This window comes from Chitinophaga parva (assembly GCF_003071345.1).
GTDB classification, from domain to species: domain Bacteria; phylum Bacteroidota; class Bacteroidia; order Chitinophagales; family Chitinophagaceae; genus Chitinophaga; species Chitinophaga parva.
On sequence record NZ_QCYK01000003.1, the window covers coordinates 117,031 to 136,113 of the forward strand.

The following is a 19,083-nucleotide window of genomic DNA, read 5'->3' on the forward strand; positions in this document are numbered from 1 at the left end:
GTACCGGGAAAACCGACAACTGAAAAAGACAACTGAAAAATGGCACTTAGAAAATCGACTATTCTTATCATGGCCGCCTGCACGGGCCTTATCGTAGCAAATATTTATTACAACCAGCCTTTGTTGAAGCTCATTGCGGAAGACTTTCACATTACCGAAAGTGAAGCAGGACAGGTGTCTTTCTTCACGCAGATCGGGTATGCCATGGGCCTGCTGTTTTGTGTGCCCCTGGGCGATATGCTGGAACGCAAAAAGCAGATCATTTTCATGGGCATTTTCTCCGTGGTGGCGCTGGTAGTATCTGCCGTGGCGCAAAGCCCGGCCCTGCTCAAAATAGCCGGCTTTTTCATTGGGTTTACTTCCATCATTCCCCAGCTCATTATTCCCATGGCCGCGCACCTGGCCGATCCTAAAGACCGCGGCAGCGTGATTGGCACTATCATGAGCGGGTTGCTGATCGGTATCCTGTTATCCCGCACCCTGAGCGGTTTTGTGGGCCGGTACCTGGGCTGGCAGGCCATGTTTGGCATCGCGGCCGGCATCACGGCGGCCATGGTATTGCTGATGGCGCTCACCTTTCCCAGCAGCAAGCCGCATTACGATAAAACCTACGGTCATCTCATGCGCTCCCTGCTCCATCTTATCCAGCGGGAGCCGTTGCTGCGCGAAGCTACGGCTATCAGCGTATGCAGCTTTGCGATGTTTGGTCTTTTCTGGACCACGCTTACTTTCCTGCTGTCCGCGCCGCCGTACAATTACAGCAGTGACCTCATAGGTTCCATGGGCCTGGCCGCCGCTGCCGGCGCGCTTTGTGCACCGCTCATTGGTAAACTGGCGGATAGCAGGAGCCCCCGCATTGCTGTGGGGTATGGCATTGGCTTCGTGTTCCTGGGCTTTGCCTTGTTCTATTTCTTCAGCACCCACATCATCGCCATCATCATCGGTATTATTTTCATAGACCTGGGCCAGCAAAGCATCCACGTGTCTAACCAGACCCGTATTTACGCGCTGCATCCCGAAGCGCGCAACCGCCTCAACACCGTGTACATGACGTGTGCATTTATTGGCACGGCTGCGGGTTCTGCCATTGGCCTGGCCGTATGGCCCGTTGGCCACTGGCCGGCCGTTTGCCTTGCAGCGGTGGTGCTCATGGGCATTGCATTGGCGGTGTACGTATTGACGTATAAGAAAGACGTAGTGCTGGAGGCGGCTTAAACAATGGTTTATAAATACTGCCTTCTCCATGCCAGCACCTGCACCCCGGGGGAATAACGCACCTGCAGCGTACCGGGCAGTATCAGTTCATGCAACCAGCCATATTGCTGGTGCATGTCTGTGATCTCCAGTGATTGCAGGGGCCATGCCTGGTGGTGGATGTCGTACCGGGCCAGGCGTTTGCCGTGCTCATAATACAGGCAGTAGCGTTCTGTAAGCCATTGATCGGCAGGCGTGGATGTCAGGATGTTGCCGGTTTGATAGGTAAGGTCAAAGTGGTGACGGGCGGTTGCGTTGTCCAGGCTCACAAAGCCGGGCCGGCGCTGCATGGGCGCGTAAGTATAGGGCAGGCCGGAAATGGCACGGGCCAGTGTTACGGCCAGTTTGCCAGAACCTTCCATGCTTAGGAAATACACACCGGGTCTACCATCCCGGGTTACATAGGTGCGCACATTGGCCTCGTAGAAATCAGATACCGGCGCCAGGGCGGGCGCAAAGCGGGGCCGGATGCGCTGCATGTCAAAAAATACATAAGACACCCAGTGCAGGCCCTCCAGAAGGTCCGGTTCCAGGCCGGGGGGCAGGAGGGCACTGAGTTTGGCGGCATCTGCCTGCCAGTGCAGGAAGATCACGCGGTTCCATTCCTGGTAGTAGATCCAGGGCCCTCCGGGCAATGGGTAGGGCCGGTGCACGGTGGCATTGAGTAGTGGATGTGACATGGAAAGGAAACTTACAAAAAAAGCGCCGCAGTAACCACTGCGGCGCTTTTAAAAAAATATAATACCGTAAGGATTACTGTACCCGTGTGATCTTCAGCACATTGGTAGGCAGGTGCTCTTCTACCGGGGTAGAGCCGGTGTTCACAGCTACATCGCCGGCCTTCAGGAAACCGCGTTCCTTCAGGATGTTGAGCTGGTCCCTGATGATGGTATCCAGGGCGGGTTCTTCTGCATAATAGAAGGCACGTACGCCCCAGCTCAGGCTCAGCTGGTTTACCAGGGTCTTTTCCTTGGTAAAGATGTACAGCGGGGATTTGGGACGGTAGCTGCTCAGCATAAAGCCGGTGTAGCCGCTCTGCGTCATACCGATCAGGGCCTCCGCGTCCAGGTCTTCCGCGATCTTGGCGGCGTTGTAGCACAGCGCATCGCTCAGGAAGGTGGGAGAGTGGCGGTGGGGGATCAGGTTACGGTTATAGATAATGTCTTCTTTTTCTACTTCCTTGATGATCTTTACCATGGTTTCAATTACCAGGGTGGGGTGCTGGCCGGTGGCGGTCTCGCCGCTCAGCATCACGGCGTCAGCGCCTTCCAGTACGGCATTGGCCACGTCGGTGATCTCACTGCGGTTCGGGCGGCTGCGGTCTATCATGCTTTCCATCATCTGGGTAGCTACGATCACAGGCTTGGCGCGGTGGATACATTTGCGGATAATATCTTTCTGGATCATGGGGATCTGCTCTACGGGCAGTTCCACACCGAGGTCGCCGCGGGCGATCATCACACCATCACTTTCCCAGATAATTTCTTTGAGGTTGCGGATGGCTTCGGGTTTCTCGATTTTGGAGATCACCTTGATCTTGGAGTTGCGCTCTTTCAGGCGGGAACGCAGCAGCAGCAGGTCTTTCACCTCACGTACAAAGGACAGGGCCACCCAGTCGCATTCGTTGTCGATGATGAACTGCAGGTCCACTTCATCCTTTTCGGTGAGGGCTGGCAGGGATACCTGGGTATCCGGCAGGTTGAAGCCTTTTTTGGAGGAGAGGATACCACCCAGGGATACTTCTGCCTTGATGAGGCCATCCGGGGTGATCTCTTTTACGATGGTTTCAATCTTACCATCATCGATGAGTATTTTCTGGCCGGGGCGCAGGTCCTTGTCCAGGTCGGGGTACGACACATAGATCAGGTCTTTGGTACCGACTACTTTTTCTTTGGAAGTGAAGGTCAGGATGTCGCCTTTGTGCAGGGGCAGGGCGTTGTTCTCGATCTCGCCTACGCGCAGTTTGGGGCCCTGGAGGTCTGCCAGAATGGACACGTTGTAGGGTTGTGTCTCATTGATCTGGCGGATATAACCGATGATGCGTTTTTTGTCTTCGTGGGCGCCGTGGCTGAAGTTGAGGCGGAACACGTTCACGCCGGCCACTACCAGTTCCAGCATTTTCTCATAGGTGTCGCAGGCAGGTCCTACTGTTGCAACGATCTTGGTTTTGTGAAAAGCATGCTCGCGGGCCGCTTCGTTGTTCATGTCCTTGTGATAATATTTCGACAAGTCGTTTGTGCTCATAGTTTCAGGTATTTTAACTCGCAAGTATTTTAACAATCTTAAACCATTCAGGATCTATCTCTTGTTTGGCTTTTACAGCCTTATCAAGGGGGGTGTAAGCAACTTTGTCGTTCACAATACCGATCATCACGTTGTGAATGCCTTCCAGCAGGGCGTCTACCGCGGCGTAGCCCATGCGGCTGGCCAGGATACGGTCCATGGTGGTAGGGTTGCCGCCGCGCTGGATATGGCCCAGGATGCACACTTTCGTGTCCAGCTGGGGGCACTGTTCGCGCACGCGTTTCGCCAGCCCGTTTGCACCGCCGGCCTCGTGGCCTTCCGCCACCACAATGAGGTTCACCATCTTTTTGCGGCGCTCATTGGCCTGCAGGTCGTTGATAATATCCTCTACTGAAGTGGTGTGCTCGGGAACCAGGATGTTTTCCGCACCGGTAGCAATGCCGCTGTGCAAGGCCAGGTAGCCCGCATCGCGTCCCATTACCTCGATGATGAAAAGACGGTCGTGTGCGTCGGCCGTATCGCGGATCTTGTCGATCGCTTCCACAGCGGTGTTTACCGCCGTATCAAATCCAATGGTAAAATCGGTGCCGGCAATATCTTTATCGATGGTGCCCGGCAAGCCGATGCAAGGTATGTCAAATTCCTGGCTCAATTTCATGGCGCCGTTGAAACTGCCGTCGCCACCTACTACTACCAGTCCGTCAATATTTCTGTTCTTTAAATTTTCGTACGCTTTCTTGCGACCTTCATATTCGTAGAACTCCATGCAGCGTGCCGTTTTCAGGATGGTTCCGCCGCGCTGGATGATATTGGCCACCGATTTGGATTCCATCGGGAAAATGTCGTCAGTTAAAAGGCCACGGTAACCATACATCACGCCGTACACGTTCAGGTCGTGATAAATGCCTGTTCTTACCACCGCGCGCACCGCCGCATTCATGCCGGGCGCGTCGCCACCAGAGGTAAGCACAGCAATATTGTTCACTTTTTTCATAGTAAATTGCTAAAAGAATATCACAAGAGCGCACAAAAATAGCATTTTGCAATTGTTTTCGTAATGTTATCTTATGAATTACGAGATTTTTTAAATTAATTTAAAGAACTCCTTAAATTTTTAAAAAATGCATGTATGCTAAAAAAAGTTCATCCCTTTTTGCCCCTTTGTTTAATATTAAATGTAATAATGACAGATACCGCAGCGGCACAACAACAGCCCACCATCCACTACCCGGAGACCCGGCGCACCGACACCGTAGACCACTATCATGGTACCGATATTGCTGATCCCTACCGCTGGCTGGAAGATGACCACAGCGCGGAAACCGCCGCCTGGGTATCCGCCCAGAACCAGCTTACTCAGTCGTACCTGAACTATATTCCCTTCCGCAAACAGGTGCACGCGCGCCTGGAGCAGCTGTGGAACTACCCGCGCTACAGTGCCCCCTTCCGCCGCGGGGATTTTTATTACTACTATAAAAATGACGGCCTGCAAAACCAGGCCGTACTGATGCGCCAGCGCGGACTGGATGGTGCCCCGGAGGTTTTTATTGATCCCAATCAACTCTCTGCCACGGGCACCGTGGCCCTGGGCGGCATCAGCTTTTCCAAAGACCACCGCTATGTGGCCGTCCTGGTGGCCGGCGCCGGGTCCGACTGGCAAACCGCCAAGGTGATGGACACCCGGACCGGGCAGGATTTGGCGGACAAGCTGGAATGGATCAAATTCAGCGGCATAGCCTGGCGGGGCAACGGCTTTTACTACAGCCGCTACGACGCGCCCACGGAGCAAAGCAAACTATCCGGCAAGAACGAATACCATAAAGTATACTACCATCAACTGGGCGATGCCCAGGAAATGGATGCACTGATCTACGTGGATAAAAACCACCCGCTGCGTAACGCCGGCGCTTCCGTAACGGAAGATGAGCGCTTCCTGCTCATCCACACCAGTGAAGGCACCAGTGGCTCCGCCATCTGGTACCGCGACCTGCAGGACCCTGCCCAAACGGAGCTGAAACTGCTCATCCCCGGTTTTGACCACGAGCCTTCCGTGATAGATAATGACGGGGATAAACTGCTGGTGCTCACGAACCACGATGCACCTAATTATAAAGTGGTGCTGGTAGATCCCAAACACCCGGAACAGCAAAACTGGAAAACCATCATCCCGGAACAGCAGGAAGTGCTGGGCCACGTGGGCACCGGTGGAGGAAAGCTGTTTGCCTCCTACCTCAAGGATGCCTCCACCCGCGTAATGCAGTATGATTACCAGGGCAAGCTGGAACACGATATCCAGCTACCAGGCATTGGCACCGCGGACGGTTTTGGGGCGGAAAAAGAAGACAAGGATTTCTACTACACCTTTACGTCTTTTGTAACACCCGGCACTATTTATCATTATGATATAGCCACTGGCCAATCCACCGTGTACCGCAAGCCGGAAGTGAAGTTCAATCCCGAAGATTATGAAACCAAACAGGTGTTTTTCCAGAGCAAGGATGGTACCCGCGTGCCCATGTTCCTTTCCTATAAAAAAGGCCTGGAAATGAAGGGCAACACACCTGTGCTGCTGTATGGCTACGGAGGCTTCAACATCCCGATGACACCGGCTTTCAGTGTGTCTAACCTCTTCTTCATGGAGCAGGGTGGCATTTACGCAGTGGTGAACCTGCGCGGAGGAAGTGAATATGGGGAAGCCTGGCACAAGGCAGGCATGCTGGAAAAGAAACAAAACGTGTTTGACGATTTCATCGGCGCGGCCGAATTCCTGGTAAAACAAAAATATACCAACCCGTCTAAGATAGCCATCCGTGGCGGATCTAACGGGGGCTTGCTGATAGGCGCCTGCATGACCCAGCGCCCGGACCTCTTTAAAGTGGCCCTGCCGGCGGTAGGGGTGATGGACATGCTGCGCTTCCAGAAATTTACCATTGGCTGGGCATGGGCCACAGAATATGGCAGCAGCGATAAGCCGGAACAATTCAAATACCTGGTGCAATATTCACCGTTGCACCATTTGAAAAAAGGGGTGCATTACCCCGCCACCCTGGTGACCACGGCAGATCATGACGACCGCGTAGTACCCGCCCACTCGTTCAAGTTTGCCGCTACCCTGCAGGCAGACCAGGGCGGCCCGGCGCCGGTGCTCATCCGCATTGAAACCCAGGCAGGCCATGGTGCCGGTAAGCCCACGTCTAAACTGATAGACGAAGCCACAGATGTATGGTCATTTACCATGTGGAATCTCGGCATGGATTTTAAGCAGTAAGCCAGCAAAAAAACAACGCATGAAAGTTCTCATCACCGGCAGCAACGGGCTGCTGGGACAGTACCTGATACAAACCTTTGCCGCCGATCCGCGTTACACTATCATTGCCACGGGCCGCGGGGAAAACCGCCTGCGCCGCCGCCATGGTTACACCTATGAGCCGCTGGACTTTACAGACAAGGATGCCGTAACGGCGTTGGTAAAAAAGCATATGCCGCAGGTGATCATCCACTCCGGGGCCATGACCCAGGTAGATGATTGTGAGCGCAACAAGGAAGCCTGCTGGGCTGCCAATGTAGATGCCACGCAATACCTGCTGGAAGCGGCCACCCCGCTGCAAAGTTTTTTCCTGCAGCTGTCCACAGATTTCATCTTTGACGGCCTGGCGGGCCCCTACCAGGAAGACGATGCACCCAATCCCATCAGCTACTATGGCGCCACCAAAGTGGCCGCGGAACGGCTGGTAAAACATGCCGCCCTGCCCTGGGCCATTGTGCGCACAGTGCTGGTGTATGGCGTGGCAGACGATCCGCGCCGCAGCAACATTATCACCTGGGTGAAGCAAAACCTGGAACAGGGGAAGTCCATCAAAGTAGTGGATGACCAGTGGCGCACACCTACCCTGGTGCAGGACCTGGCCCTGGGGTGCAAGCTGGTAGTGGACCAACGGGCTACGGGAGTGTTCCATATTTCCGGAAAGGAAGTGCTTACGCCTTACCAGATGGCGCTGCAGGTGGCGGATTATTTCCAGCTCAATGCAGCCCTGATGGAAAAGGTAACCGCGGATACGTTTACACAAGCGGGTAAGCGCCCGGCAAAAACAGGTTTCATTATCGACAAGGCTACTAACGTACTTGGCTATACGCCGAGAAGTTTTGCTGAAGGACTGGAGATCGTAGCAGGGCAGTTGGAATAAAATCGTACAACGTACAACGTACAGCGTACAACGTACTTTCCTTCGCGGCGTTAGTGATCAGCTCAAGACCTGGTTATAAAACATATAAAGCGAAAGCCGCATCATCCCGATGCGGCTTTCGCTTTATGCTTCGCCTCAATGTACGTTGTACGCTGTACGTTGTACGTTGTACGCTGTACGATTTACTGTTCTACATAAACCTTCCCCAGCTTATAACTGGCCATTTTCTTCTTCATGCTGGCCGTATCTGCTGCTGCGGTAGGCATGGCGATGCGGAAGAAAGCTGTATCGCTGCTGGGATAGATCATCACCGTGCGGAAGCTGGAATCTGTTTGCAGTTGGTTGTATTTGATATAAGCCTTGGCACTGTCACTGCGGGGATAGCTGCGGAACACTACGCGGTAAGTGGTCGCTGCAGCGACAGGCGCTGTGGTGGCGGTTTCCGGCGTGGTGGTTACGGTGCTGTCCTGCACGGAGGCCTGCTCCGTAAGGCTGGAATCTACCAGGGGCTTGGGCTGTTCTTCCGCGGGGGCGGGCTGCTGGGAAGTGTACCACCAGATACCCAGGCCGGTAAGCAGGATGATGATCACCACGGGAATGGCTATCCATGCCATGCTTTTGCGGGGGGCTTCCGGGGTGTCCCAGTCGTCTCCACCGGTATTGTCCACCGGGGCTTCGGGGATCAGCGTTTCTGGTGTTTCCTCGTCCAGGGTTTCGGGCACGATGGGTTGCTCCGGCTCCGGCTGTATGGGTGTGTAATGGGTTTGTGGCGCTACGTTCAGGGTGTCCATATAACCGGGCAGCACCACCGGCAGGAAGGTGATATGGCCATGGGCATCCTGCTCCAGGGTACCTATACCTTCCAGCTGTACTTTTTCCCCGGCGGCCAGGGGCTGCAGGACCTCTTCCAGGCCTTTATTCATCCGCAGTTCCGCGGCATAGTCCAGGAGGTTTTCATTATGGGCTATCCAACGCTGGCAGTCGCCATCATTGTCCCACAGGGGAGAAAAAGTGATCAGTTGCTGGGGAGGTGTAAGGGTACGGTCGGCTGCATGATACCGCGCGGGCACATGCTGCAGGTGGAAGGTACCTATCCTGGGCACCACGGCTACCTGCCGGCTAAACAGTACTTCCTGGAGGTATTGCTGTATTATCAAAACGGTGATTTATGGCACAAGTTTACATTAAAATTTGAACATCACGCCACCCAGCACATTGATCCCGTAATTCTGGTAGCCGTACCAGCGTTGATAATGGCTGTTGAAAAGATTGTTGGCGGTGAACCACACCTGGAAGTGCTGGCCTATGTCGTAGCTGGCGCCGGCGTTGAGGTCCAGGGCGCTTTTAGTTTTGCCAAAGTCCTTGTTATACACCAGGTAATCACTGCCGCTCAGGGCAAAGAGGTTCGCATGTACCTTCAGTTTCTTGGCAAAGGTGTACTCCGCAAAAACGTCTGCCTGGAAAGGCACCAGTCCCCAGGGTTTGGGCTCGGTGGTCTGCTTGCCGTAATTAAACCAGTCGATGCTGGCCCTTGCCTGGAACTTCTCTTCCTGGATGTAGCCTACCTCCGCATGCAGTTCAAATGCCTTGAGCTGCTCTTCGTTCCGGGTCATGAATTTATAAGATACCGTGGTATCGTTTACAAACAGGGGCAGGTTGCTCCAGGTTACAGATCCGAACTTGGTATTATAATTAAAGTGGCTGCCCAGGGTGCCTTTGATACCGGTATACTTTTCTTCAATGCGGGTATTGCGCATACCGTCCGGAAGGCCCGCCAGGAAAGGATTGCGCTGGGCCAGGTTGCGGTAGCTGTTCTTATCAAAATAAGAGATCCAGCCGCTGCTCAGGATCAGTTTCTTGCGGATCAGGTGCGATTCGTTCACGACGTCCGGCAGCAGGTAGAACTTGGAATTGGTCCACGTGGGGTTTACGCCCGCATGCAGCACAAAGCCCGGTTTATCTATATCCACGGAGGGGTGGATGGACACGATGTTGTTATTGATATGATCGCGGTTGTCTTCGTTGAAGGTAGACAGGTCCAGGATGCCTTCCGCACGGATGTAGATATCTTCAAAGATCTGCTGGCTCAGGGGCACGTTCACGATCACGGTGCTTTCACTGCGCTTAAAGTGGTCGCCAAAGAAATAGAACTTGGCGTGGGGGGCGTAGGAAAATGCCCAGGGATTGTTTTCTGTACGGTTCTTCACCCCGAAACTGGCGCTGCCCTGGTTGAATACCTGCTTCAGGTCACTTTTGGTAAGATTGGGAAAAGAGTCATGGTCGTAACCATAGTAGTGCACTACGTTCTGGTCAAAACCCAGGCCTGCCTTGATCTCAAACTTCGGGGAAAGATAGGTGCCGGCGGCGCCCACGTTGAGGGTGGAATAGTCCTGGTACTGCACATCCTTGCCCTTGGATGACTGGTAGTTCCCGAAAATGCCGAAGTTGAATTTCTCATTCCGGTTGCTGCCAAAGCCTACCTGTACCAGGGGCGTGTTCAGGTTGCCGTAGCCCAGCTTCACGAAATTGTTGAGCAGCGGGGGCAGGGAATCCTTGCCCAGGGCCAGGGGCTGCAGGTGGATGGGCTGGTACATGAAGTTCAGGTTCAGCGCCGGCACGTCATAGGTGAGCCGGGGCCGGGCCGTATCGCGGTTAGGCAGCGATGCGGTGAGATTCACTTTGGTAGCCTCTTTCAGCTTGGGCTGGTAAGAAGAGATAATGTCGATGGTTTCCTGCTTGAGGGTACTGTCTTTCTTCTGTGCGTGAGCCGTGGTGGCTGCGCCCAGTGCCAGCAGTACCGGCAGCATATATTTCAGGTGACGTTGCGTTGTGTTCATGCGTAACAACTGCTAAGGTTTTTTAATTTTTGAATCCGCTTTCTCGGTGGCCTCTGCCTTGGCCAGTTTGTCTTTGGCCTCCTGTTTCAATTCAGGAATGGGGCAGTTTTCCGCTATGCTCTGGTAAGTGGCTTTGGCATTGAAGTAGTCTTTTTCTGCCATGTACACATCGCCCAGCAGGATGTAGGCCTTGGCTACCCAGTTATCATAAGAAGGCGTGTTCTTGATCACATCAAAGCCGGCTTTCTCGGCGTCCTCCAGCCTGTTAAGGGCCAGGAGGCATACCCCGCTGTTGTAGCGGGCTTCCGCACCGATCTCGTTTTTGGTGAGGCCAGCCACGGTCTTGTATTCGGTGAGCGCATCTTCATACTGGCCAGCCTGTTGTTTGGACTTGCCCAGGTAGAAATGGCCGATCACCTGGTCATCACTGGTAATGCCGGCAGTGGAGAGCAGCACCTCTGCATAGTTGCCTACTTCATCCCAGTGCTGCAACTGGTAGTTGCTCCGCAGCAGGCCGCGGGTGGCGGTGAGGGTGTTCTCTTTGCTGGTGCTCAGGTCCTGCAGCTGCAGGTAGTAAGCGCGGGCCTTTTCATAATCCTTGTTCTGGTAGAACTGGATATTGCCCGCCTGCAATGCGGCACGTTCTGCGTATTGCGGTGCATTTTTGCCCAGCACAAATTCGTAGGCCGGTAGTGCCGCGGCGTAGTCCTTTGTATTATAGGCGCCTTCCGCTTTAAAGAAGTTGGCCGGCACAATGAACTGGCCGTTCGGGAATTTCTGGATGTAAGTGTTGAACGCTGTGATGGCACCCGGATAATCCCCGTTACTGAAGCGGGTTTCCGCGGTGGCATAGGTGATGGAATCCTCTGCGTTCACGGTCACGGTTTTGCCGGTAGATTTCAGGAAGGCCACATACGCATCGCCCTTGCCCTGGTCTACATAAATACTGCGGATGCTGCTCAGGGCCTCGTTGGCTTCCGGTGCATCGGGAAACTTGGCCACCACCTGCTGGTAGTAGGTAAGCGCCTTGGTATCGTTATCCTTGTTGAACCAGGAAAGGCCCAGTTTCAGCAGGGCTTTCGGCGTATTGGGGCCGTTGGGCTGTTTGGTCACCACGTTTTCCAGGTAAGGAATGGCCTCTGTATATTTTTCCTGGGAGAGGTAGGTGTTGGCAATTTCCATATCCACATCGTTGCCATAGTCGGAAGAGGGATACTTGCTGCCCAGTTGTTTCAGCAGGTTCAGTTTTTCCACCTGCTTGCCCTGCAGGCCCAGGATCACGCTCTTTTGGTATAGGGCATAGTCTGCGCCGGGCTGGTTGCTGCTGATCACACGGTCGTACAGCGCGGTGGCTTTCGGGAAATCACGCAGCATGTAGTAGCAGTCCGCTGCGCGCAATACCGCATCGTTGCTGATGCGGGCGGCATTGGGGCCGCTGGCGCGCTGGGCGCTCTCAAAGTAGGGCAGGGCCCCGTTGTAATTCTCTTTTTTCAGAAGCGCATAGCCCATATCGTAGCTGGCGGTTTGCACATTGGCCTCACCGGAGGCGGGTGGGTTGCCGGCCAGGTAAGCCTGGAGATTAGGGATCGCCACGTCATGCTGTTGCTGGCGCAAGGCAATTTCCCCTTTCCAGAACTGGGCCAGTTGCTTGATCTTCGGATCGTAGTTATTGCTGATGGCAATGTCCAGCAGGCGGCTGGCGTCTTCCAGCTGACCATCGTTGATCAGCTCTGTAGCACGGCCGTAAGCCACGGTCTGGTAGGCTTTCAGCACATTGGGCGACTTATCTTTAATGCCTTCAATGGTGGTGAGGGCCTCTTTAAAGTTATTGGTGTTGAGGAACAGGTTGGCCAGTATTTCACGGGCTTCCTTGTTGTACTGGGAGTTGGGATAGGTCTTCACAAAGTTGTTCAGCGCTGTGAGGGCGGCATCGGAGTAGCCCAGTTCATAAGACAGCTTACCGTAGTTGAAGCGGGAGATCTCCTGCTGCTGCGGGTTAGAGCTGTTGCGTGCACTGTAGGCAAATGCGTTGCGGGCATTGGCCTTCTGGCCGGTGCGCAGGTAGCAGTCGCCCAGCAGGTACATGGAGTTCTGGCCCAGGGAATCTTTCTCGCTGCTCAACTGTTTAAAACCGGCGATGGCCTTTTGCAGGTTGCCGGTCTGGTAGTAAGAGTAGGAAAGCTGGTACACATCCTGCTTGGTCACCGCCTCTGCATTATCGCTGTATTGCTGCAGGTAGGGCAGTGCTTTTTTATAGTCGCCTTTTTCAAAGTAGGCGCGGCCCAGGAGGGCTCTCAGGTTGGCATCGTAGTAGTTGTCGCCCTTTTCCACCAGGGGTGTTACGTAGGAGATCACCTGGTCTTTTTTGCCCTGGTAATAATAGATCTCCGCAATGTAGTAAGGCACCACTTTATGGTATTTGGGATCGTCTACCACGCGGGAGAAGCTTTTCAGCGCATCATCGTAGTTACGGTTACCGTAGGCAATGAAACCATAGTAGTAATTGGCCGGGAGGTAGTATTTACCCTGTATTTCCTTGATCTCGATGAAGAGGGGCAGGGCCTTTTTAAAGTCCTGGTTGTAAAAATAGCAGTAGGCCAGTTCAAACTTCGCATCCGCAATTTCCGCGTTGGAAAGGTTGTCGATGCCCGCTTTTTCGTAGTACGGGATGGCGTCCTTCACGCGGTTGTGGTGGAAATAATATTTGGCCAGGTAGTAGCTGACCAGTTGTTCACGGGCGTTGTTATTGAAGGTGGAGAGAAAGTCCTTGGCCAGCTTTTCGGCGTTGTTGTTCTCTAACTTCAACGCACACACGGTATAATAGTAGTGGGCGTCTGTGTTTACCAGGCTACGGTTGGTTTCCTGGAAATAGCCGATCTCGTGGATGACTTCATTGAACAGCTGCATGGCCACGCCGTACTTTTCCTGCTGGAAAAGTTCCTGCGCGGTCTTGAAGGTATGGTCGGGATCTGTGTAAGTGCGTGTCTGTTGCGCCTTTGCGGTTATGGGGGCCAGTGAGGCGCCCATGGCCGTGATGCATAAGTACAAACCGGCGGGTAGTAATCTCTTGAACAATTGCATGCGTAACCTGGTTAAAACCTTGAATATGCGTTTAAAACGACCGGGCCGCGGAATTATTACGCGACGGGCCCGGATTCGCCCAATCTTACAAATATAGTCGTAATATAATAAGTAATGAACACCCCGTCATAGCGAAAACAGTGCCGTTGTTGTTTTTGCGCGGCAGGAGGGGACTGCCGGTTTGCTGCTACTTTTCTATTATCTTGCAAATCAAAACAAAACAATTCCTATGAGTAAGTTCTTCTCCTCCAAACTGGCTCCTAATTCTGTAAACACTGGGCTTTTCATTATCCGCGCCATCTTTGGCATTTTCCTGTGTATGCATGGCTGGCAGAAGCTGACGCATTTTTCTGAATATGCAAGTGCCTTCCCCGACCCCTTGCATGTGACACACCCGGTTTCGCTGGGACTTACCATCTTTGCTGAATTTTTCTGCAGCGCCCTCGTGGTGCTGGGATTGTTTACCCGCCTGGCCGCCGTGCCCGTGGTGATCTGCATGACCATTGTTACCTATGTGATCAACCGTCATGCGCCCATTACCGGCGAAGGGAGCCAGGGCCATGAAATGGGCATTCTCTTCCTGGCCGCATTCACCGCCATCCTGTTTGCCGGCGGTGGCCGTTTTTCACTGGATGGGTTGATCCGGAAAAAATAATTGTCCTAAGTCCCGGGTCTTAGGTCTTAGGTACCAGGCGCTGTGAAGTTCATTCCCTGGTACTTAGGATCTAAGACTTAAGACCTGAGACCTAATACCTAAGACAACTTTAACACCATGTTCACCAGCACTACCCAGATCCGCGTGCGGTATGGAGAAACAGACCAGATGGGGTATTTGTATTATGGCAATTACGCCCTGTATTATGAAGTAGGCCGTACAGACGCCATCCGCAGCCTGGGGCTTACTTACCGGGAAATGGAAGACATGGGCATCATGATGCCTGTGGCGGAAATGTATGTAAAGTACATCCGGCCCGCGTTTTACGATGACCTGATCACCGTGAAGACCATCCTCAAAGCCATGCCGGATTCGCATAAGATCGTTTTTAATTCAGAACTGTATAACGAAAAAGGAGAGCTGCTCAATGTGGGCACCGTAACCCTGGCCTTCATTGATGCAAAGACCAAGCGCCGGGCCTCCATGCCGGAAGCCATGCGCCAGCGTTTCCTGCCTTTTTTTACAGAAGAGGACCAGCCATGAGCCGCTACGGCATTATGCTTGCTTACTAAAGGGAGTTCTAATTTTCACCGCACATGGAAAAGATATTAGCCAGCATTATCACGATCGGCGATGAACTGCTGATTGGCCAGACGATTGATACCAATTCTGCCTGGATAGCGCAACAGCTCAATGCCATTGGCATCTGGGTGCACCGCCGCGTGGCCGTGGGCGATACCCGCGAGGCCATCCTGCGTGCCCTGGATGAAGAAGGCAGCCTGTCCAGCCTTATCCTCATCACCGGTGGCCTGGGCCCCACGGCAGATGACATTACCAAACCCGTGCTCTGCGATTACTTTGGCGGTGTGCTGGTACAGAATGAAGAAGCGCTGCAAAATGTACTGCGCATTTTCGAGGGCCGCGGCCTGCCCACCCTGCAGCGCAACCTGGACCAGGCCCTGGTGCCGGATACCTGCACCGTGGTGCCCAACAAGCGGGGCACTGCTCCGGGCATGTGGTTTGAGCAGAACGGGAAGATCTTTATTTCCATGCCGGGCGTGCCGTACGAAATGCAGGGCATGATGCTGGATTACATCCTGCCCCGCCTGCCGGAGATCTACGATGCACCAGCCGTACTGCACCAGACCTTACTGACCTCCGGCATGGGCGAAAGCTTTGTGGCAGAGCGCATCGCGGACTTTGAAACGGCATTACCCCCCAACATCAAACTGGCTTACCTGCCCAGTTATGGCCTGCTGAAGCTGCGCCTTACCGCTTTCGGGAAAGACAAGCTCACTACTGCGCTGGCCCTTACTCAACAATTCACCACCCTCAAGTCATTGCTGACAGACATTACCGTGGATGAGGAAGATATTCCCATGGGCGCGGTGCTGGGTAAATTACTGAAGGCCAGGGGCCAAACCGTGGCCACGGCAGAAAGCTGCACCGGTGGCTATATTGCACACCTGCTTACACTCATCCCCGGCAGCTCTGCCTACTTCCAGGGCAGCGTGGTGTCTTATGCCAACGAGGTGAAGCACGCCTTGCTGAACGTACCGGAAGCCACGCTGGCGGCGCACGGTGCCGTGAGTGAAGCCGTGGTACTGGCCATGGTGAACGGTGTGCTGGATACAATGAAAACGGATTACGCCATTGCAGTATCCGGCATCATGGGGCCGGATGGAGGTAGCCCGGAAAAGCCGGTAGGCACCGTGTGGGTGGCCGTGGGCGATAAAAAGCGCCAGACCGCGGTGAAGTACCAGCTGCGTTATGACCGCAGGCATAATATTGAAATGACAGCGGCTTATGCCATCAATGAATTGCGCAAATTTATACTGGCCAATGGCCACTAAATATTTCATTTTCTAAATCTATCACCAAAACAAAATGAGCGGACCAGGAAGCGGGAAGCAGGAGCAGAACTGTATTTGGCAGTAATGCTGCAAATTCCCTTATTTTTGTCGCCGTATCAGTTAAAGAGAATCTTATGGCCATAGTAGAATTGGTAATGCCCAAGATGGGTGAAAGTATCATGGAAGCAACCATCTTGCGATGGCACAAGAAGGTAGGGGATGCGGTGAACGCCGATGAAACGGTGTTGGAGATCGCTACAGACAAGGTGGACAGCGAGGTGCCTTCTATTGCTACCGGAGAGATTACTGAGATCCTGTTCAAAGAGAACGATGTAGTGCCCGTGGGCACCGTGATTGCGCGGGTGCGCACTGCTGCCGGTGAATCGGCCGCATCGCCCGCCGCTGCCACGCCTGCCGCTCCTGCAGCATCACCTGCACCGCCCGCGCCGGCCCCCGTAGCTGCCGCAGCGGAAGCCGCACCTGTGCTGGAAAAACCCGCCGGTGGCGTGCGCTTTTATTCCCCGCTGGTACTTACCATTGCCCAGCAGGAAGGCGTAAGCTTTAACGAACTGGAAAATATTGCAGGTTCCGGCAATGAAGGCCGGGTAACCAAGAAAGACCTGCTGGACTACATTGCCCGCAGGCAGCAGGGCAGCGTTACCGCGCCGGCTGCAACGCCCGCGGCTCCCGCCGTTACCACCGCCCCGGCCCCACAGCCGGCAGCGGCAGAAAGCAATGGTGTAGCCGCCAAGGCCGCTCCTGCCGCGCCGGTAACCTTTACCACCGGCAACGTGGAGATCCAGGAAATGGACCGCATGCGCAAGCTCATTGCAGAGCACATGGTGCGCAGCGTGCAAACCAGCCCACACGTGACCAGCTTTGCCGAAGCCGACGTGACCCACCTGGTGCGCTGGCGCGATGCCGCAAAAAATGCCTTCGAAAAAAGAGAAGGGGAGAAGCTCACCTTTACGCCCCTCTTCATTGAGGCCGTAGTGAAGTGCATCAAGAAATTCCCCCTGATCAACTCTTCCCTGGATGGCGAAAAGATCATTCTCCGGAAAGACATCAATATAGGTATGGCCGCGGCCCTGCCCAGCGGGAACCTCATTGTACCGGTGATCCGCAACGCGGACATGCTGAACCTTGTAGGCCTGAGCAAGCAGGTGAACCACCTGGCCAATGCCGCCCGCACCAACAAACTGAAGCCGGAAGATACCCAGGCAGGCACTTTCACCCTTACGAACGTGGGCACCTTTGGTAGCCTGATGGGCACTCCCATCATCAACCAGCCGCAGGTGGCTATCCTGGCGGTGGGCGCCATCAAAAAACGCCCCGTGGTAGTGGAAACGGCCCAGGGCGATTCCATAGCCATCCGCCATATGATGTATTTGTCATTGTCCTATGACCATCGTATTATCGATGGGGCATTGGGCTCTACCTTCCTGAGCGCAGTAGCCCATGAGCTGGAGCATTTTGACCCGCAGCGGGAGTTTTAGGGATTGGCACAATGCATAAGGTATAAGGATAGTGGAAGGGCCTCCGTGTAAGCGGGGGCCTTTTTTAGTGCGTTGCGGGGTGGGAAATGCACTGGTGGGGAGGGGAATGGCCGGGGTACAAAAAAGGCGCCCTTCCGGAGCGCCTTACCGTCGTTTCTTGCAAAACGACCGAAAATAACATCGGGGAATCATCATTAGTGACGATCACGACCGCCGCCATAGCCGCCGCCGTATCCACCGCCACCGCGGTTACCACCACCACTTCTGAAATTATTATTCGGCTGTTTAGGTCTTGCTTCGTTAACTGTTAATTGTTTGCCCTCAATAGTGTTACCATTCAGGCTCTCCATCGCTTTCGCGCCTTCCTCTTGATTAGGCATTTCCACGAAACCGAAACCGCGGGAGCGACCAGTTTCATGGTCTTTGATAATTTTAGCAGAGGTTACTTCACCAAATTCGCTAAAAATTTGATGGAGGTCCTCATCGTTCAACCTATAGTGCAGGTTGGCTACGTAGATGTTCATGATGGTGAAATTAAAAAAATGAAATAATATCCTTGAAGATAGGTAAATTCTATCAAATATTTATCCCACCCCCAAAATATTTCAAAATGCGCCCCAGGTCCTGGAAATGGCCTTCCCGGCCTGTTTATGGGTTATTTAAGCACCGCTAATTCACCACTAGCAGGCTGCTCTTTTTTTTGTAACTTATGGATAAGTATATATTAAAATGTTTGCCTATGGGATCTCTGAGTGAAACCTGGTTTGCCGACGGGTATATTGATTTTGAACAAAAGAAATACACCCTGCTGGCCTACCTCCAGGAAATTAACCGTTTTTTTAACCAGCACATGCTCTACCCGCAGCTGTCTGACGTGATCTTTCATTTTAATAACCTGCGCGCCTTTAAGGAGAACAAGGAGTTCCTGCAGCAACGCTTTCCCAAACAGCTTACGGCCGTGAACATGGAAAAACTCCAACTGCTGTACCAGCGTATCGTGGAAGATGACGAGCTGATGGAGGAGCTGGAAAACATCCTGCGCTTTGCCCTGCAAACGCTGGACCACACGATCAAGGAAGGCACCGCCCTGTATGACCTGGTGGAAGACACCCTGCACATCTCTCCGGTAGGACTGCTGCCGCTTGACATCCGCGAGGGTTACCTGCTGCTCTGCGATGGGCGCTACCGCGATACGCTGGTATACACCTACCGCCTCAGCATCTTTGAGCGCCACGATGAAAAGTACCGGGGCATCCACACCCATTTTGTAGAAGCGTTCGACAAGAATGTCGGTAACTCCAGTGAGCATATTAAAACAGTGCTCATCCGCCGTTACCGCCAGCTGCCCAATCCCGCGGTGTACCGCGTGGAAACGGACCTGGCCTTCCCGGTGAATGAAACGCTTTTACCCGTGGCCAAGCGTACCCTGGTAAAATATCTTTCACAGCACGTAGCGTAAACGATCAGCAACATCAAAAA

The 19,083-nt window shown here is 53.7% G+C and carries 15 protein-coding genes; 8 read left to right on the forward strand and 7 right to left on the reverse strand.

Going from position 1 to position 19,083, the window contains the following annotated elements; genetic code table 11:
- The first annotated feature begins 39 nt into the window (after positions 1-39).
- Positions 40-1,215, forward strand: a complete 1,176-nt coding sequence (locus tag DCC81_RS19740) for an MFS transporter (protein ID WP_108688414.1) — start codon at positions 40-42, stop codon at positions 1,213-1,215.
- A gap of 8 nt (positions 1,216-1,223) precedes the next feature.
- Here the strand turns inward: DCC81_RS19740 and DCC81_RS19745 are convergent, their stop codons facing one another.
- The 3 genes from DCC81_RS19745 to pfkA all read right to left on the reverse strand — a co-directional run bounded on the left by DCC81_RS19745 (position 1,224) and on the right by pfkA (position 4,492).
- Positions 1,224-1,934: a YqjF family protein gene (locus DCC81_RS19745; RefSeq protein ID WP_108688415.1), complete on the reverse strand. Its 711-nt coding sequence runs from the start codon at positions 1,932-1,934 to the stop codon at positions 1,224-1,226.
- 73 nt (positions 1,935-2,007) lie between these two features.
- Positions 2,008-3,498, reverse strand: coding sequence for a pyruvate kinase (gene pyk, locus DCC81_RS19750; protein ID WP_108688416.1), 1,491 nt, complete (start codon positions 3,496-3,498; stop codon positions 2,008-2,010).
- 13 nt (positions 3,499-3,511) lie between these two features.
- A complete protein-coding gene (pfkA, locus tag DCC81_RS19755; RefSeq protein ID WP_108688417.1) occupies positions 3,512-4,492 on the reverse strand; it encodes a 6-phosphofructokinase in 981 nt (326 codons plus the stop codon).
- Positions 4,493-4,681: 189 nt separating this feature from the next.
- Between pfkA and DCC81_RS19760 the strand changes: the two genes are divergently transcribed.
- Positions 4,682-6,766, forward strand: coding sequence for a prolyl oligopeptidase family serine peptidase (locus DCC81_RS19760; protein WP_205686391.1), 2,085 nt, complete (start codon positions 4,682-4,684; stop codon positions 6,764-6,766).
- Positions 6,767-6,785: 19 nt separating this feature from the next.
- Positions 6,786-7,682 (forward strand): SDR family oxidoreductase, encoded by an 897-nt coding sequence (locus DCC81_RS19765; RefSeq protein WP_108688419.1) that lies wholly within the window; start codon positions 6,786-6,788, stop codon positions 7,680-7,682.
- Between the two features lie 182 nt (positions 7,683-7,864).
- On the opposite strand, the gene DCC81_RS19770 is transcribed toward DCC81_RS19765, so the two are convergent.
- The 3 genes from DCC81_RS19770 to DCC81_RS19780 are packed head-to-tail and all read right to left on the reverse strand — an operon-like array spanning position 7,865 to position 13,600.
- Positions 7,865-8,839 carry an HU domain-containing protein gene (locus tag DCC81_RS19770; RefSeq protein ID WP_108688420.1) on the reverse strand — a complete coding sequence of 325 codons (975 nt, stop codon included), beginning with the start codon at positions 8,837-8,839 and terminating at the stop codon, positions 7,865-7,867.
- Positions 8,840-8,866: 27 nt separating this feature from the next.
- Complete coding sequence (locus DCC81_RS19775; RefSeq protein WP_108688421.1) at positions 8,867-10,519, reverse strand: TonB-dependent receptor; 1,653 nt, start codon at positions 10,517-10,519, stop codon at positions 8,867-8,869.
- 12 nt (positions 10,520-10,531) lie between these two features.
- Positions 10,532-13,600 carry a tetratricopeptide repeat protein gene (locus DCC81_RS19780; protein ID WP_108688422.1) on the reverse strand — a complete coding sequence of 1,023 codons (3,069 nt, stop codon included), beginning with the start codon at positions 13,598-13,600 and terminating at the stop codon, positions 10,532-10,534.
- Between the two features lie 229 nt (positions 13,601-13,829).
- On the opposite strand from DCC81_RS19780, the gene DCC81_RS19785 reads away from it, so the two are divergent.
- The 4 genes from DCC81_RS19785 to DCC81_RS19800 all read left to right on the forward strand — a co-directional run bounded on the left by DCC81_RS19785 (position 13,830) and on the right by DCC81_RS19800 (position 17,604).
- On the forward strand, positions 13,830-14,255 hold the full coding sequence (locus tag DCC81_RS19785) for a DoxX family protein (RefSeq protein ID WP_108688423.1): 426 nt from the start codon (positions 13,830-13,832) through the stop codon (positions 14,253-14,255).
- A gap of 117 nt (positions 14,256-14,372) precedes the next feature.
- Positions 14,373-14,798, forward strand: coding sequence for an acyl-CoA thioesterase (locus DCC81_RS19790; protein WP_108688424.1), 426 nt, complete (start codon positions 14,373-14,375; stop codon positions 14,796-14,798).
- 53 nt (positions 14,799-14,851) lie between these two features.
- Positions 14,852-16,108 (forward strand): CinA family nicotinamide mononucleotide deamidase-related protein, encoded by a 1,257-nt coding sequence (locus DCC81_RS19795; protein ID WP_108688425.1) that lies wholly within the window; start codon positions 14,852-14,854, stop codon positions 16,106-16,108.
- A 134-nt stretch (positions 16,109-16,242) separates the two neighbouring features.
- Positions 16,243-17,604, forward strand: a complete 1,362-nt coding sequence (locus DCC81_RS19800) for a dihydrolipoamide acetyltransferase family protein (protein ID WP_108688426.1) — start codon at positions 16,243-16,245, stop codon at positions 17,602-17,604.
- 194 nt (positions 17,605-17,798) lie between these two features.
- Here DCC81_RS19800 and DCC81_RS19805 read toward each other — a convergent pair whose 3' ends face one another.
- A complete protein-coding gene (locus DCC81_RS19805; protein ID WP_108688427.1) occupies positions 17,799-18,128 on the reverse strand; it encodes an RNA recognition motif domain-containing protein in 330 nt (109 codons plus the stop codon).
- 215 nt (positions 18,129-18,343) lie between these two features.
- Between DCC81_RS19805 and DCC81_RS19810 the strand changes: the two genes are divergently transcribed.
- Complete coding sequence (locus DCC81_RS19810; protein WP_108689254.1) at positions 18,344-19,063, forward strand: hypothetical protein; 720 nt, start codon at positions 18,344-18,346, stop codon at positions 19,061-19,063.
- Positions 19,064-19,083: the final 20 nt, after the last annotated feature.